The sequence below is a fragment of the Streptomyces sp. WY228 genome (assembly GCF_019287315.1).
In the GTDB taxonomy this organism is placed as follows: Bacteria; Actinomycetota; Actinomycetes; order Streptomycetales; family Streptomycetaceae; genus Streptomyces; species Streptomyces caviscabies.
Genome location: NZ_CP079114.1, coordinates 3,408,075 through 3,421,721 on the forward strand (window position 1 = coordinate 3,408,075; position 13,647 = coordinate 3,421,721).

At 71.9% G+C, this 13,647-nt stretch carries 10 protein-coding genes; 5 read left to right on the forward strand and 5 right to left on the reverse strand.

Features of this window, described 5'->3' with window-relative positions; translation table 11 throughout:
• Window positions 1-71: 71 nt before the first annotated feature.
• Window positions 72-2,669 (reverse strand): D-alanyl-D-alanine carboxypeptidase family protein, encoded by a 2,598-nt coding sequence (locus KV381_RS14755; RefSeq protein WP_218785361.1) that lies wholly within the window; start codon window positions 2,667-2,669, stop codon window positions 72-74.
• A 192-nt stretch (window positions 2,670-2,861) separates the two neighbouring features.
• On the opposite strand from KV381_RS14755, the gene KV381_RS14760 reads away from it, so the two are divergent.
• From KV381_RS14760 to KV381_RS14770, 3 genes are all read left to right on the forward strand, one after another.
• Window positions 2,862-3,581 carry a GPP34 family phosphoprotein gene (locus KV381_RS14760; RefSeq protein ID WP_003968450.1) on the forward strand — a complete coding sequence of 240 codons (720 nt, stop codon included), beginning with the start codon at window positions 2,862-2,864 and terminating at the stop codon, window positions 3,579-3,581.
• Between the two features lie 266 nt (window positions 3,582-3,847).
• Window positions 3,848-4,705, forward strand: coding sequence for a helix-turn-helix transcriptional regulator (locus KV381_RS14765; RefSeq protein ID WP_030078611.1), 858 nt, complete (start codon window positions 3,848-3,850; stop codon window positions 4,703-4,705).
• 218 nt (window positions 4,706-4,923) lie between these two features.
• Window positions 4,924-5,130, forward strand: coding sequence for a DUF397 domain-containing protein (locus tag KV381_RS14770; protein WP_030078613.1), 207 nt, complete (start codon window positions 4,924-4,926; stop codon window positions 5,128-5,130).
• A 165-nt stretch (window positions 5,131-5,295) separates the two neighbouring features.
• Here KV381_RS14770 and KV381_RS14775 read toward each other — a convergent pair whose 3' ends face one another.
• Window positions 5,296-6,174 (reverse strand): hypothetical protein, encoded by an 879-nt coding sequence (locus KV381_RS14775; protein ID WP_373461035.1) that lies wholly within the window; start codon window positions 6,172-6,174, stop codon window positions 5,296-5,298.
• A gap of 85 nt (window positions 6,175-6,259) precedes the next feature.
• On the opposite strand from KV381_RS14775, the gene KV381_RS14780 reads away from it, so the two are divergent.
• Complete coding sequence (locus KV381_RS14780; RefSeq protein ID WP_030078617.1) at window positions 6,260-7,042, forward strand: SDR family oxidoreductase; 783 nt, start codon at window positions 6,260-6,262, stop codon at window positions 7,040-7,042.
• Window positions 7,043-7,481: 439 nt separating this feature from the next.
• Window positions 7,482-9,062 (forward strand): sodium:solute symporter family protein, encoded by a 1,581-nt coding sequence (locus tag KV381_RS14785; protein ID WP_030624724.1) that lies wholly within the window; start codon window positions 7,482-7,484, stop codon window positions 9,060-9,062.
• A 15-nt stretch (window positions 9,063-9,077) separates the two neighbouring features.
• Here the strand turns inward: KV381_RS14785 and KV381_RS14790 are convergent, their stop codons facing one another.
• The 3 genes from KV381_RS14790 to KV381_RS14800 all read right to left on the reverse strand — a co-directional run bounded on the left by KV381_RS14790 (window position 9,078) and on the right by KV381_RS14800 (window position 13,518).
• Complete coding sequence (locus KV381_RS14790; protein ID WP_030078621.1) at window positions 9,078-10,193, reverse strand: ADP-ribosylglycohydrolase family protein; 1,116 nt, start codon at window positions 10,191-10,193, stop codon at window positions 9,078-9,080.
• A gap of 177 nt (window positions 10,194-10,370) precedes the next feature.
• The gene (locus KV381_RS14795; RefSeq protein WP_218785362.1) at window positions 10,371-11,105 is read right to left on the reverse strand and encodes a hypothetical protein; all 735 of its coding nucleotides are present in this window, start codon (window positions 11,103-11,105) and stop codon (window positions 10,371-10,373) included.
• A 10-nt stretch (window positions 11,106-11,115) separates the two neighbouring features.
• Window positions 11,116-13,518, reverse strand: a complete 2,403-nt coding sequence (locus KV381_RS14800; protein WP_103537393.1) for a tetratricopeptide repeat protein — start codon at window positions 13,516-13,518, stop codon at window positions 11,116-11,118.
• Between the last annotated feature and the right edge of the window lie 129 nt (window positions 13,519-13,647).

Below are 13,647 nucleotides of genomic sequence, written 5' to 3' on the forward strand. Positions count from 1 at the left end.
GCTGGGAGGGGCGGGCGGCGCCGCCCGCCCCTCCCAGCTGGTGTCTCGACCTGGTGTCTCGACCTGGTGTCTCAGCCGATCCTGGTCAGCTTGTCGCCGAAGGCCGGCTGGTCCAGGTCGGACTGCAGCACCACCGGCGCCGTGACCTTCCCGGTGCCGGTGCCCACGGTCACCGAACCGACCTCGCTGCCGGCCTTCGCCTCGCGGTCGATGCCCTTGCCGTTGTCCGTGACCTTGAGCTCGACCTCCAGGCCGGACCAGCCGACCGCCTTGAGGTTCTTGGTGGCGACCACCGGGGTCTGCCCGCCGAATCCGTTGTCCACGTACCCGACGACATCGCCCTTCTTCACCACCGTCGCCGAGGTGACGGCCTCCTGCGCGTCCTTGATCAGCTTCAGGCTGTTCTGGAGCGACAGCTCCAGGCTGTCGTAGACCCGGCCGGTCCCCGCCTGCTGGCCCATGACCGCGCCGTAGATCCACAGCATCTTGCCGTCGACCTTGGTGTTCGCGGACCAGAGCAGGTTGCCGCCCGCCGGGGTGGAGGAGCCGGTCTTGATGCCGCTCACGCCCGGCTGCAGCAGCAGGTTGTTGTTGTTGTAGATCTTGCCGTCGATGCCCTCGATCTCGATCTCGGGCATGTCCACGATCTCCCGGAAGACCTCGTTGCGCATGACCGCCTGCGCCAGCTTCAGCTGGTCGGTGGCCGTGGAGACGGTGGTCTTCTCCAGGCCGCTCGGGTCGGTGTACGTCGAGCCGGTCATGCCGAGGTCCTCGGCCGCCTCGTTCATCTTCTCGATGAACGCGTCCTCGGAACCCGCGTCCCAGCGGGCGAGCAGCCGCGCCGCGTTGTTCCCCGAGGGGATCATCAGCAGCTGGAGCATCTGCCGCTGGGTGAGCTCCTGGCCCTTGGACAGCGGGGCCGTCGACTCGTCGGGACGCTTGGACTCGTCCTCCGCCTTCTGGTCGACCGTGATCTTCTCGCCCTCCTCGTCACCCTTGAGCGGGTGCTCCTGGAGGATCACGTAGGCGGTCATGACCTTCGCGACGCTCGCGATCGGGGCGGGCTTCTGCGCGCCCTCGGAGCCGAGCGAGCCGACGCCGTCCACCATCACGGCCGACTGCCCCTGGCCCGGCCAGGTCAGCTTCGTCGCCCCGCCCTCGAAGGTGTACGTCGGCTTCGCCGTGAGCTCCAGCGAGGGCTCCGGCAGCGGGCGCATCACCTGCACGATCGCAAAGACGATCAAGAGGAGGAGCACCAGCGGGGTCCAGATCTTGACCCGTCGCACGGCGGTCCGGACCGGGGTCTCCGGGGGCGGCGGGGTGTTCGTCAGCTCGGCGAGCAGGTCGAGCGGCGGCCTCGGCGGCAGCGGCTGCTGCCGGGTCCGCTCGGCCGCCGCCCAGGAGGGGGCGGCCGCGGGCGCCGGAGCGGCCGGAGCGGCGCTCTCCGGGGTGCGCGCGGACGCGTCGGGCCGGGCGTCGGACCCGGTGCCGGTGCCGGTGCCGGGTGCTGCCTCGGGGTCGGGCTTACGGGGTGCGGTGGCGGGCCGTACGTCGTCGGAGCGCAGCGGCACGAACGTGCTCGTGCGCTCGGCGTCGCTCTCGGGCCTGCTCCCGGACCGGTCGTCCGGCGTGCCCTCGGGCTTGCCCTCGGACGTGCTTTCCGGCGTGCTCTCGCGGGGCGGGAGCTTCAGCGCGGTCGTCGCCTGGTCGACGCGCTCGGCCGGCTTGACCGCCTTGAAGATGGCGGTGGGCTGATCGATTCCTCGCAGGTCGGAGGCGTCGTCGGCGGCCGGCTCGGAGGCGGTGTCCGGCTCGGCGTCGGCGTCAGGGCCGGGCTTCGCCTTGTCGTCCGGCTCACCCTTCGGCTCCGGCTCCGGCTTCGGCTCCGGCTTCGGCTCCGGCTCCGGCTTCGCGTCCGCCTCGGGCTCGGCCTTCGACTCGGCCTTGGGCGCGGCCTTGGGCGCGACATCGGGCTCGGGCTCGGGCTCCGTCTCGGCCTCGGGCTTCGGCTCCGCCGTCGCGGAGGGCGCGTCCTTGCCGTCGGCCTCGGCCTCGGGCTTCTCGTCGGAGTCCGCGGCGTCCTCGGCGTCCGCCGCCGGCTTGTCCTCGCCCGCGGCATCGACCCAGGCGGCCACCGCGTCCCGCAGTCGACCGTCCCCGGCATCGGCGCCCGCTTCGGCCTCAACCTCGGCATCAGCATCGGCCGCCGGCTCGTCCGCCGCGCCCTCCGCCGAAGCCTCAGCAGACGTCTCCGGGCCGGGCGTCTCCGGGCCGGACGCCTCCACGTCCGCGTCCGGGCCCGTACGGCCCTCAGCGGCCCCCGTGCCCTCCGGAGGCGTGGCAGCCTCCTCAGGGGCCTCGGAGGCCGTCACAGCCGCGCTCTCCGGCTCGGGCTCGGCCTCCGGCGCGGGCTCGCGCCGGGCGGCGTCCTCCGGAAGCCGGGGACGGAACACCGCGGTCGCCGTGTCGGACGTGGGCCGCGCGTCGGCACCCGAACCCCCACCCGTACCCGCGTCCGCGTCCGCGCCCGAATCCGCACCCTTGTCCGCGGCGTCCGCGTTCGCGTCGGCATCGGGGTCACGGAACACGGCGAAGCGCGGGTCGCGTTCCTCCGCAGCCGTCCCCGACGACTTCCGCTGCTCCGTTTTGTCGGGGGACTCGCCCGCCACCGATGCCTCCTCATGCGCTGCGGGGCCACCCCGCGCTGTCCGAACCATCTACCAGTGTCCTGTGTGAACCCCTGGCCGAGCTGCTAGACGAGAACGACATAGCTACTGGTTCCCGTACAAAGCAGTCAGGCGCTCTCGACAGATGAATGTGAGAGGGGTCACCCTGTCAGACATCCACGCGGGGAGGCATGGATGGGCAGGAGCCGCAGAACAATCCCGGAGGAGCTTCTGTTGCTCGCTCTGGACCCGACCACGGGTACCACAGCGCAGCCGCAGTCGCTCGACCTCGGCCTGGCCGGGGCACAGCTAGTGGAGCTGGCTCTGGCAGGACGGATAGCCCCTGACGGGGATCGTATCGCCGTGGTGATGCCACGGCCGACAGGAGATCCGACTCTGGACTCCGCACTGGAACTGCTGCGCCGTCGTGGCAGTCCGGTCCGGGCGGTCCACTGGATCGGCGGACCCCGGCTGGGGCTGCGCCAGATCTATCTCGCTCATCTGGAGCGGTGCGGCATGGTTCATGCCGTGGCGGGCCAGATGTGCGGAGTGCTGCCGACGACTCGCTACCAAGCGACGGAGACGGCGATCAGCCGGGACATCAGGAACCGGCTGGACAGCGCGATCCGCACCGGCGTACCGCCGGACCCGCGGACCGCGGCGCTCGCCGCACTGGCCCACGCGGTCGGACTCGGCAAGCACCTGTACCCCGGGAACGAGGGGCGCTCATCGCGCTCCCGGCTCCGGGATCTGATCAGGCACGACCCGATGGGCGGTCTCGTGGCGCACGCCGTGATGGACGTCCAGAACGGGGTGGCGGTCCAGCCACGCCGTACGCAGCAGGCAGCGGGCGTTCCGTTGCAGCCGCAAGCACAGGCCCGCCGAGGCAGCATGGCGCACACCGCCGCGAGCTGACCGCACGGACCTGGGAACAGCACACAACAGCACACCGCCGTACCGTCGTCAGTCATCACAGGACCCGGTCCGGGAGCCGCACCACGCACGGGGCAGCCGGTAGTCACCATCACCGGCTGCCCCGTGCGCTTGTGCGCCGCCGCGCGCACCGGTGCGCACGCCCCCGGTGGCCTGCGTGTGGCCGTTTCCCAGCGCGGCCGGGGCAAGGGGTGGCAATCTGCTGAGCAGTAGATACGCACAGCTACATAGCCGGAGGTGCCGTTTCCGTGCCGTCCAACGTCAATCCCACTGTCAGGCGACGCAGGTTGGGCCAGGAATTGCGCCGCCTGCGCGAACTCAAAGGCATGACGGCCGAGGAAGTGGCGGAGCGGCTGCTGGTCTCGCAGTCGAAAATCAGCCGCCTGGAGAACGGCCGCCGCTCCATCAGCCAGCGCGACGTGCGCGACCTCTGCGGGGTGTACGAGGTCGAGGACCACCGCATCGTCGACTCGCTCATGCAGATGGCGAAGGACTCCCGTCAGCAGGGCTGGTGGCACGCCTTCGGCGACATCCCGTACAGCGTCTACATCGGTCTGGAGACCGACGCGGAGTCGCTGCGGGTGTACGAGCCCCAGATGATCCCGGGCCTGCTCCAGACCCGGGCGTACGCCGAGGCCCTGATCAGCGGCGCGCTTCCCGAGGCGCCGCCGTCGGACATCGAGAAGCGCGTGAACGTACGGTCGCGGCGGCAGGACCGGGTCAACGCCCCGGACAATCCGCTGCGGCTGTGGGCGGTGATCGACGAGTCGGCGCTGCGCCGGGTGGTCGGCGACAAGCAGGTGATGATCGACCAGCTGGAACACCTCGTCGAGCAGTCGCATCTGCCGCACGTCACCGTGCAGGTGCTGCCGTTCGAGATGGGTGCGCACCCGGGCATCAACGGCCAGTACGCGATCCTGGAGTTCCCGGACGCCGCGGACTCCAGCGTCGTCTACATCGAGGGCGTCACGAGCGATCTCTATCTGGAGAAGGCGAACGACGTGCAGCGCTACAGCGTGATGTACGAGCATCTGCGGGCGCAGGCGCTGAACGTGGAGCAGACCCGGGAGTTCATCAGCAAGATCGCCAAGTCGTACACGAGCTGAGACGTCGCCGTCGTATACGAGCCATTCCGGGAGCGGTTGTGAGTGATTGGGCGGCGGGATGGTACACCGCCGCCCACTCTCTCCGTCGGGCATACCAGGGAAAGACCATCCGGTCGAGTGAACAGCCATCTCATGGACGGGGCTTGGCGAGTAGCGTCGATCACGCCAATCGGAATCAGGTTGGTGCGACCCACCCAACTCTCTGAACCGGAGTGAACATGGCAATTCTTCAGGGTGCTACGGACCAGTGGACGAAGTCGTCGTACTCCGGGGGCAACGGCGCGTGCGTCGAGGTCAAGTCCCCGGTCGCGCTGTCCATCGCCGTACGTGACTCGAAGGCCCCCGAGGGCCCCTCGCTGACCTTCGTCCCCGGTGCGTGGAACGCCTTCGTGCGCGATGTCGCCACCGGCGCGGTCGACGCCTGATCGCGCATCACCGCAGCACGACAACAGAGCAGAGCAGCACCACCGCAGCACAGCATCAGAGCAGAGCAGCACCACCGCACCACAGCACCACCCGATGGAGCCCTCTCGACCGGTTCGCCGTCCTGGCCGAGGGGGCTCAGCTCGATCCGGAACCGCGCTCCGGCGTCACCGCAGCCGGTCGACGTACAGGTCCGTCCCCGGCACCGTCGGCACGAACGGGGCGACCAGCTCGACCCGCCCGAGCCCGGTCTCCGCGACCGCCGCGTCCAGACCGGTGAAGCGCTCCTCCCAGCAGGTCCGCGGGTCCTCCTGGAGGAACCACAGCAGCGTCAGCCGGCTGTCGACCCCCTCGACCTGCCTCACGTACGTCATCCGGTCGCCGGGCAGCGGCGTCGGCCGGAACACCGTGACCATGGCCGCGGGCGACCCCTTCAGCCGCTTCGGAAGATGGCGCGATCTCAGCCATTCCAGCAGCTCCGCCCGCTGTTCGGGCCCTTCGGCGTCGACGACCTGGAGGACGAGGCCCGCGTACGGGTGGTCGAGCGCGTGGAAGTCCCGGGGGCCGGCGGCCCCGTCGCGGTAGACGGTCGCCTCGTGGTCCTGGAAGGCCGTGAAGACATGGGTGCGGTCCTGGTAGACCCGGCCGTCCCGGTTCAGCCGCTTGTTGATGGCGACGGTCCACTTCATGTGGTCGTCGTAGCGCCCCTCGGTCACCCAGTACGTCGACAGATAGCAGCCCGCGGAGACCGGCCGGGCCACCGCCGACTTCTCCGGATACCGCAGCTCCTGAAGGTCCTTGGTGGCCACCCAGCGCCGCCCGGCGAACATCCACGGCATCGCCGTCGCACCCGCGTAGTAGTGGTCGTCCTCGTACCAGCGGTTGTAGGCGTACTCATGGCCCGGATGCGGTTCGACCATGGTGATCAGGGCATGCCCCGGCCGCACCCCGTACGGCCCGGCCGCCGCCAGCTCCGCATACCTCGCGCCGCTCCCCTCGACGCCCCTCCCGCCGTACCCCTCGCTCCGCGTCCCGTCATCGCCCACCGGATCCCCTTCCCTCTTCCATCGGCCCGCACGTCCCCCTACTCTGACGGTCCGTCAGATGAACTTCCAGGGCCGGGAGGCGCCTATGTTGCTCGCGGGGAAGACCGTCATCGTGTCCGGCGTCGGGCCGGGGCTCGGGCACCGGGTCGCGGAGACCGTGGTGCGCGACGGCGGGCGCGCGGTGCTCGGTGCGCGTACGGCGGCGAACCTGGCCAAGTCGGCGGCGGAGATCGACCCGGCGGGCCGGCACACGGCCCACCTGCCGACCGACATCACGGACGAGGCGCAGTGCGAGGCGCTGGCCGCACTGGCGGTGGAGCGGTTCGGCGGCATCGACGCGGTGGTCCACGTGGCCGCCTGGGACAGCTACTTCGGCGGACTCCAGGACGCGGACTTCGCCACCTGGCAGTCGGTCATCGACGTGAACCTGCTCGGTACGCTGCGGATGACCCGGGCCTGCCTGCCCGCGCTCAAGGAGCGGGGCGGCTCGGTGGTGGTGATCGGCACGCAGTCCGCGGTGGCCGCCCCGTCCCAGGTGTGGCAGGCGGCGTACGCGGCGTCCAAGGGGGCGCTCACCTCGGCGATGTACTCGCTCGCCCGGGAGCTGGGGCCGGACCGGATCCGGGTCAACACGGTGCTGCCGGGCTGGATGTGGGGGCCGCCGGTGCAGGCGTACGTCCAGTTCGCCGCGCACTCCGAAGGCGTACCGGAGTCCGAGGTGCTGGCCCGGCTCACCGAGCGGATGGCACTGCCGGAGCTGGCCACGGACGGGGACGTGGCGGAGGCCGTCGCCTTCCTGGCCTCCGACCGGGCCCGGGCGATCACCGGCCAGTCACTGCTGGTCAACGCGGGTGAGCTGATGCGTTGACGCGTTCACACACGAACCACCCCTCCTCTCGGCCCCCTCGGACCCCTCGAACTCATCGAACCTCTCGGACTTCTCGGCCGCACGGGACCCGCATCCCGTGCGGCCTTCGCGCGTTGCCGCACGCGCCCTGACGTCTCCGAACCTCTTCGAACTTCTCTTCGCTCTGCTTCTCTTCGCTTCTCTTCTGCACAGCCTGACGAAGTGCCCGCCCATCGTGTGGCCGCCGTCACGTTCGCGACAACGCCCCACAAGGTCAAGAACAAGTAAAATCGTTCGTCTTGCTGATTGCCGTTCATATCCATGACCGTAGACAGTCTTGACCGTGGCCCCTCACAGGGGGTTCAATCCCCGAAGTCCCCGCTCCCGCAAGGGGACGCCGCTGAACGGCCGTACCGACGAAGTGCGTTCCCGTTCACAAGGCGGACCCCTGGAGGGGGACATGAACAGTCTCGACTGGACTGTGCTCATCGGCTACTTCGGCGTGATGGTCGCGATCGGACTCTGGTCGCACAAGCGCGTGGACAACGTCAGCGACTTCTTCACGGCCGGCGGCAAGATGCCGTGGTGGCTGTCGGGCATCTCGCACCACATGTCCGGCTACAGCGCGGTGATGTTCACCGGTTACGCCGGCATCGCGTACCAGTACGGGGTCACGTCCTTCGTGACCTGGTCGCTGCCGATCGCCATCGGCATCTTCATCGGCGCGAAGCTCTTCGCGCCCCGGCTGAACCGGCTGCGCTCGCGGCTCCATGTCGCCTCGCCGCTGGAGTACCTCAAGAACCGCTACAACATCCAGACCCAGCAGGCGCTCGCCTGGTCCGGGCTGCTGCTGAAGATCGTGGACGTCGGCGCGAAGTGGGCGGCCATCGCCACCCTGTTGTCGGTGTTCACCGGCCTCTCCATCACCCAGGGCATCCTGATCACCGGCGTCGTCACCGGGATCTACTGCACGGTCGGCGGGCTGTGGGCGGACGCCCTCACCGAACTGGGCCAGTTCATCATCCAGTTGTTCGCCGGCCTGGCGATGCTGTTCGCCGTGATGAGCAAGCTCGACGGCTTCTCCACCCTGTGGACGGTGTGGGACAAGCTCCCGGAAGGGCACGCGGACCCGACCGCGGGCCCGTACACGGTGACGTTCCTGATGGCGTTCCTGTTCATCAAGACCTTCGAGTACAACGGCGGCATGTGGAACCAGGCCCAGCGGTACATGGCGACCGACTCGGCCGCCTCCGCGACGCGCTCCGCGCGGCTCTCGGCACTGCTCTGGCTCGTCTGGCCGGTGGTGCTGTTCTTCCCGATGTGGTGCGCCCCGCTGCTGGTCGACGCGCAGAAGCCGGACGCCTCCGACAGCTACGCCCTGATGACCGAACAGCTGCTCCCGCACGGGCTGTTGGGGCTGGTCATCGTCGGCTTCTTCTCGCACACGATGGCCATGTGCTCCTCGGACGCCAACGCCATCGCGGCCGTCTTCACCCGGGACATCGCGCCGACCCTCTCCAAGGCGGCGCGCGGCTGGAGCGAGCGGGCCGGGCTGATCGCGGCCCGCTGGACCACGGTGGCCTTCCTGGCCCTGTCGATGGCCATCGCCACGCAGATCAACTCGCCCACGTTCAAGGACATCATCACCGTCGTGATCAAGTGGGTCGCCGGGCTGATGGGTCCGATCGCGATCCCGTTCATGCTGGGTCTGCTGCGCCCGTTCCGGAAGTCCGGGCCGACGGCGGCGCTGATCAGCTGGGCTGCGGGCCTGATCGCCTTCTGGCTGGTCAACTACCCGATCAACTGGGCCGTCGAGGGCGGCGTGCCGCTCCAGTACCAGGTGTCCGTACCGCTGGCCGTCTCGCTCCTGCTCTACATCCTGATCGGCTTCGTGAAGCCGGAGGACACCCCGGAGCGCGACGCGATCCTGACGAAGATCAACGAAGGCGACGGTGACGACGGCGGTGACGGTACGGCGACGGCCGCCGCGATCCCCGCCCAGGACGGAGGCCCGACCCCCGCACCTCAGCCGCGCGGGTAGTCGGCGGACCGCACCTCAGCCGCGCGGGTAGCGGGCCAGCCAGCCCGGGGCGACGGCCGACGGGCTGTGCAGGGCGGGGCCCTGGGTCATCTCCATCGCGAAGTCGTCGGCCAGTTCGAGGAGCGTGGACCTCCCCTCCAGCTCCGCGAGCCAGGCCGGCGGCAGCGCGGTCTCGCCGTGCAGCGCCCCGAGCAGCGCACCGCAGACCGACCCGGTGGCGCGGGAGGGGCCGCTGTGGTTCACCGCGAGCCGCAGCCCGTGCCGGATGTCCTCACTGACCAGCGCGCAGTACACGGCGACGGCCAGAACCTCCTCGGCGGCGTCGCTCGCGCCCAGCGCCTCGATCAGCGCCGGACCCGGGATCCCCTGCCGCACCGAGCCCAGCGCCTGCCGCAGCGCCTCGGTCACCGGCTCGTGGCCGGGGCGTTCCGTGAGCAGGGCCAGCGTGTGCTGCACGGCGCCGTCCAGGCTCTCGCCGCGCGCGAGCCCGTGGACCAGTACGGCGAAGGCTCCGGCGGACAGCTGGGCCGCGGGGTGGCCGTGGGACTGGGCCGCGCACTCGACGGCGAGCTGGAGCACGAGCCCCGGCTCCCAGCCCACCAGGAGCCCGAACGGCGCGGACCGGGTGAGCGCGCCCGCGTCCCGGGCGGTGGGGTTCTTCGGCCGGTCCAGGGTGCCCATGACGGTGTCGCCGAAGCCGCCGAGGCATTCCCGGGCGGGGTCGCGGCGGGCGTAGAGCCACTCCTCGGCGGCCAGCCAGCCGTTGTCCTCGCGCCGTTCGTCGGGCCCCCAGTGGTGCTGGGTGGCGGCCCAGCGCAGATGGGCCCGGTGCACGTCGGTGGGCGGGTGCCAGGCTCCGGTGTCGCGGCGGACCTGGGCGCGGATGAGTCCGTCGACGGTGAACAGGGTGAGCTGGGTGAGGGCGGTGACGGCGCCGCGTCTGCCGTGCGCGGGAACGTAGTCGGTGACGCCTTCGACCCCGTGGGCGGCGCGGATCTCCTCCAGCACGAGCGCGCTGACCCCGGCCCCGAGCGCGTCCCCGACGGCTCCGCCGAGCAGGGCCCCGCGGACCCGGCTGCGGAAGTCCTGCTGCTCGGCCCGGCCCCAGACCGCCGTGGTCCCTGTGCTCACCCCGCCCCCTCCCGTCACCGCTCCCGGCACCACGTGCTCGCCTCCGCGGGCCTCTGCGGGCGACCGCGCAAGCACTGTAATCGAACGGGAACGGGCGGTAGAGGGCGCGACCGGGGTACGTACGGGTATGTCGACGGACGTCCCGCAGGTCGTTTTTGGGCGGTGGGCGGACGGCCCCTAGGGCTGCTCCCTGCCCCGGGATCTCTCGGCCATGATCCTTCGCACGTCCGCACGCGTGATGGGGCCGCCCAGATCGTGTGTCTCCTCATCCGTGACGAAGGCTCTGTCCCCGGAACCTCCACGTGCCGGGCGTGACTGGACCTCGACGGCCGCCAGCACGGCGTCGGCCAGCTCCGACACCGTACGTCCGCCGGTGTCGACCCGGTCCAGGCCGAGCGCGTCGACGGCGTCCACCATCAACGACTGGTAGCGACCTGTACGGGCCAGGAACCGGTCCATCAGCAGCCGCTCCCCCTCCGAGGCCTCCGCGTACCGCCCCGCCGCCCGCACCCGGTCGCGTACGACCGTGTCGTCGGCGGTCAGCCACACAGCGGCCGTACGGGGCGCCGTCAGCCGGGCGACCCGCTCGGGCCACAGCGCCGAGCCCTCCAGGACCAGGCCCGGCGCCCCGTCCTCCGCGCGGTCGGTGATCAGCTCCTCGATACGCGGCCAGAGCCGTTCGTAGTGGGCGAGAACGGAGGCGATGAGCTCGTCGGTGGTCAACGTCCCGTAGTGCTCGGCGACATGCGGCGGTACCTCCTGCTCCGGGGTCCGCCAGGGCCGTCCCGGGTGCCGGGCCAGACCGTCCGTGGAGCGGTGCTCGAACCCGAGCCACTCCGCCACCGCCTCGGCGACGGTCGACTTCCCGGTGTTCGAGGTCCCGCCGATCAGCACCACCCGCACATCACGCATACCCGCGAACCTACTGCCCCGTGCAGGCCCCCAGCCGCTCCCGCTGCGCCCGGGCCCACGCGTACCCCGGGTCCAGCTCCAGCGCCCGGTCCAGGTCCGCGCGCGCCTCCGGGATCCGGCCCAGGGCCTCCTGCGCGAGGGCCCTGCTGCCGTGCGCCCAGGCGTAGTCGGGGTCCAGGGCCAGCGCCCGCCCGTAGCAGGCGACGGCCTCCTCGTGGCGGCCCGTCGCCCGGTACACCTCGCCCCGCTCCCCCTCCGTCCCGGCGAGCCCGGGGGTCAGCTCCTCGGCCCGGTCCAGGTCGGCGAGGGCGCCCACCGGGTCGCCGAGCGCGGTGCGGACCCGGGCCCGCCGGACCAGCGCCCAGGTGTACTCGGGCCACAGCGCTATCGCCCGGTCGAAGTCGTCGAGCGCCTCCTCGTGCCGGCCCAGCACATGGCGGACCAGGCCCCGGCTGCCGAGCGGCACCGCGTCGGCCGGGTCCATCGCGTGGGCCCGGTCCAGCACGGTCAGGGCCTCCTCCAGCCGCCCCATCCGCCGGTACGTCTCGCCCCGCTCGCGGACCGCCCAGGCCCAGGCGGGCGCGATCTCCTCGGCCCGGTCCAGGTCGGCGAGGGCCTCCTCGTACCGGCCGAGCGACCGCAGGATCACCGCCCGCCCCTGGTGGGCGCGTTCGCTGCGCGGGTCCACGGCGACGGCCCGCCCGTGGTCGGAGAGCGCGGCGTCCAGCTCCCCGGCCCGGAAGCGGTCCCAGGCCCGCGCCACCAGGGCGGCCGCCCGGTCCCGGTCGGTCAGCTCGGCCCGGGTCAGCAGGAGGCCGAGCGCGGCGGTGGGGCGGGGCCCGTGGTCCGTCACGGCGGCGAGCAGATCCCGCCCCCACTCCCGCAGTACGGCGTCGTCGGCGTCCTCGCCCGCCTCCATGAGGGTCCGGGCCCAGTACCGGGCCCGGGACGGCCGCTGGTCGCACAGCGCTATACCGGCGCGCAGGGCCTCGGGCAGCGCGGTGCGCGGGCGGGCGCAGAGCCGGTGGTAGAGCACGTCCAGGGCGGCCCGGCGCCACGGCTGCGAGGCCCAGAGGCGTTCCGGGTCCAGGCCCTCGGCCGCCGCGTCCCGCCGGGCGGCGAAGGCCTCGGCCAGCCGGTCGTGCGCCGCCTTCCACCGCCGAGGCGATCCGGTGCGCTGGAGGCGGAGCATCGGGGCCCGGACGACGGCGTGGTAACGGGAGCGCCCGCTGTACGGCTCGGCGACGAAGGGCAGTTCGAGCAGCCAGTCGTAGAGCCCGGGGACGACGTGCGACCCGTGCGGTACGGCCACGGCCACCAGGTCCTCGTCGAACCGGCGGGGCAGCGCGCAGGCCAGCGCGGCCGCCCGGCGGACCGGGTCGCTCTCCCCGGCCAGGAAGCGTTCGACGGCGGTGGCGTTCGCCTCTCCGGCCGCCCCGGGGTTGGCCGCGAGCGTCGACACCAGGACCGGCAGCCCGCCGGAGAGCCGCAGCACCTCCCGCACCACGGGCTCCGCCACCACACCGCGCCCGTACAGGAGTTGGCGCGACTCCTCCTCCGTGAACGGCCCGAGCGGCACGTCGGCGACCAGCCGGCCCCGGTCGCCCCAGTGCACCGGGTCGAGGCGGCGCTGACCGGCCAGGGTCAGGACGAGGTTGGCGGGCAGTTCGCCGTACCGCCCGGGGGTCAGCAGGTCCGCCAGCCACCGGTCCAGCTGGGGCGCGGTGCGCTCGTAGGTGTCCAGGAACAGGACGACCCAGGGCACCGCGTCCGCGACCCGGTCGATCTCGGCGACGAACACCGGTGTGAGGACCCGTACCGGTTCGGCCAGCAGCCGGGCCTCCTCCTGCTGCCGGGCCCGCCCGCCGAACACCGCCCGCAGCCCGCCCGCGCCCCGGGCCAGGACCGCCGGGTCGATGCCCCCGGCCAGCGCCCCGACGACCGGGATCGCCCCGGCCGCGATCAGCCCGGCCTGCGCGGCGGCGAGCGCCCCGGGCGAAGGGTCGCCGCCCGAGCCCTCGTTGTCCGCCGCGAGCCGCCCGGCCATGTCGTGGAGAGCCCGCCGGTACGTGTCGAGCAGCCGGTCCAGCGCCTTGAGCGGATACCCCTGCTCGGCGAACTGCGCGGCGATGGCGGCGAGTACGTCGGGCACGGAGTCGGCGCTCTCGTCGACCGAAGCGGTCAACGCCCCGAACTCCCCCGCCAGCTCACGCCATTCCCGTACGAGCGAGGTCTTGCCGACCCCGGCGTTGCCCCGCACATGGAAGACGAACCGGTGCCGGGGGTCTTCGGGCGGCAGCGCGAAGTTGGCGCGGAACAGGCCGAGTTCGGCCTCCCGCCCGACGAAGGCGGCACGGCGCTGCCCTTCGACGATCTGCTGGAGGGAGAGGCGGCGGGGGCTGGACGGAGGCATGGGGCCAGTCTGTCAGCGGTCCCCGGGATCCGGCAGCCGCCGCCCCGGCCGGACCGGGGCGGCGGCCTCGTGCCTACTCAACCGCCCCTGAGTACCGGCGCTCATGATCACGCGCGGGCCGCTGCCTAG

Bases quoted from the DNA above. Each gene is read 5' to 3' on its own strand.
- KV381_RS14760 (WP_003968450.1), top strand. From the start codon at position 2,862: ATGGGCAGGAGCCGCAGAACAATCCCGGAGGAGCTTCTGTTGCTCGCT.
- KV381_RS14770 (WP_030078613.1), top strand. From the start codon at position 4,924: ATGGCAATTCTTCAGGGTGCTACGGACCAGTGGACGAAGTCGTCGTAC.
- KV381_RS14780 (WP_030078617.1), top strand. From the start codon at position 6,260: ATGTTGCTCGCGGGGAAGACCGTCATCGTGTCCGGCGTCGGGCCGGGG.
- KV381_RS14785 (WP_030624724.1), top strand. From the start codon at position 7,482: ATGAACAGTCTCGACTGGACTGTGCTCATCGGCTACTTCGGCGTGATG.
- KV381_RS14795 (WP_218785362.1), bottom strand. From the start codon at position 11,105: ATGCGTGATGTGCGGGTGGTGCTGATCGGCGGGACCTCGAACACCGGG.
- KV381_RS14800 (WP_103537393.1), bottom strand. From the start codon at position 13,518: ATGCCTCCGTCCAGCCCCCGCCGCCTCTCCCTCCAGCAGATCGTCGAA.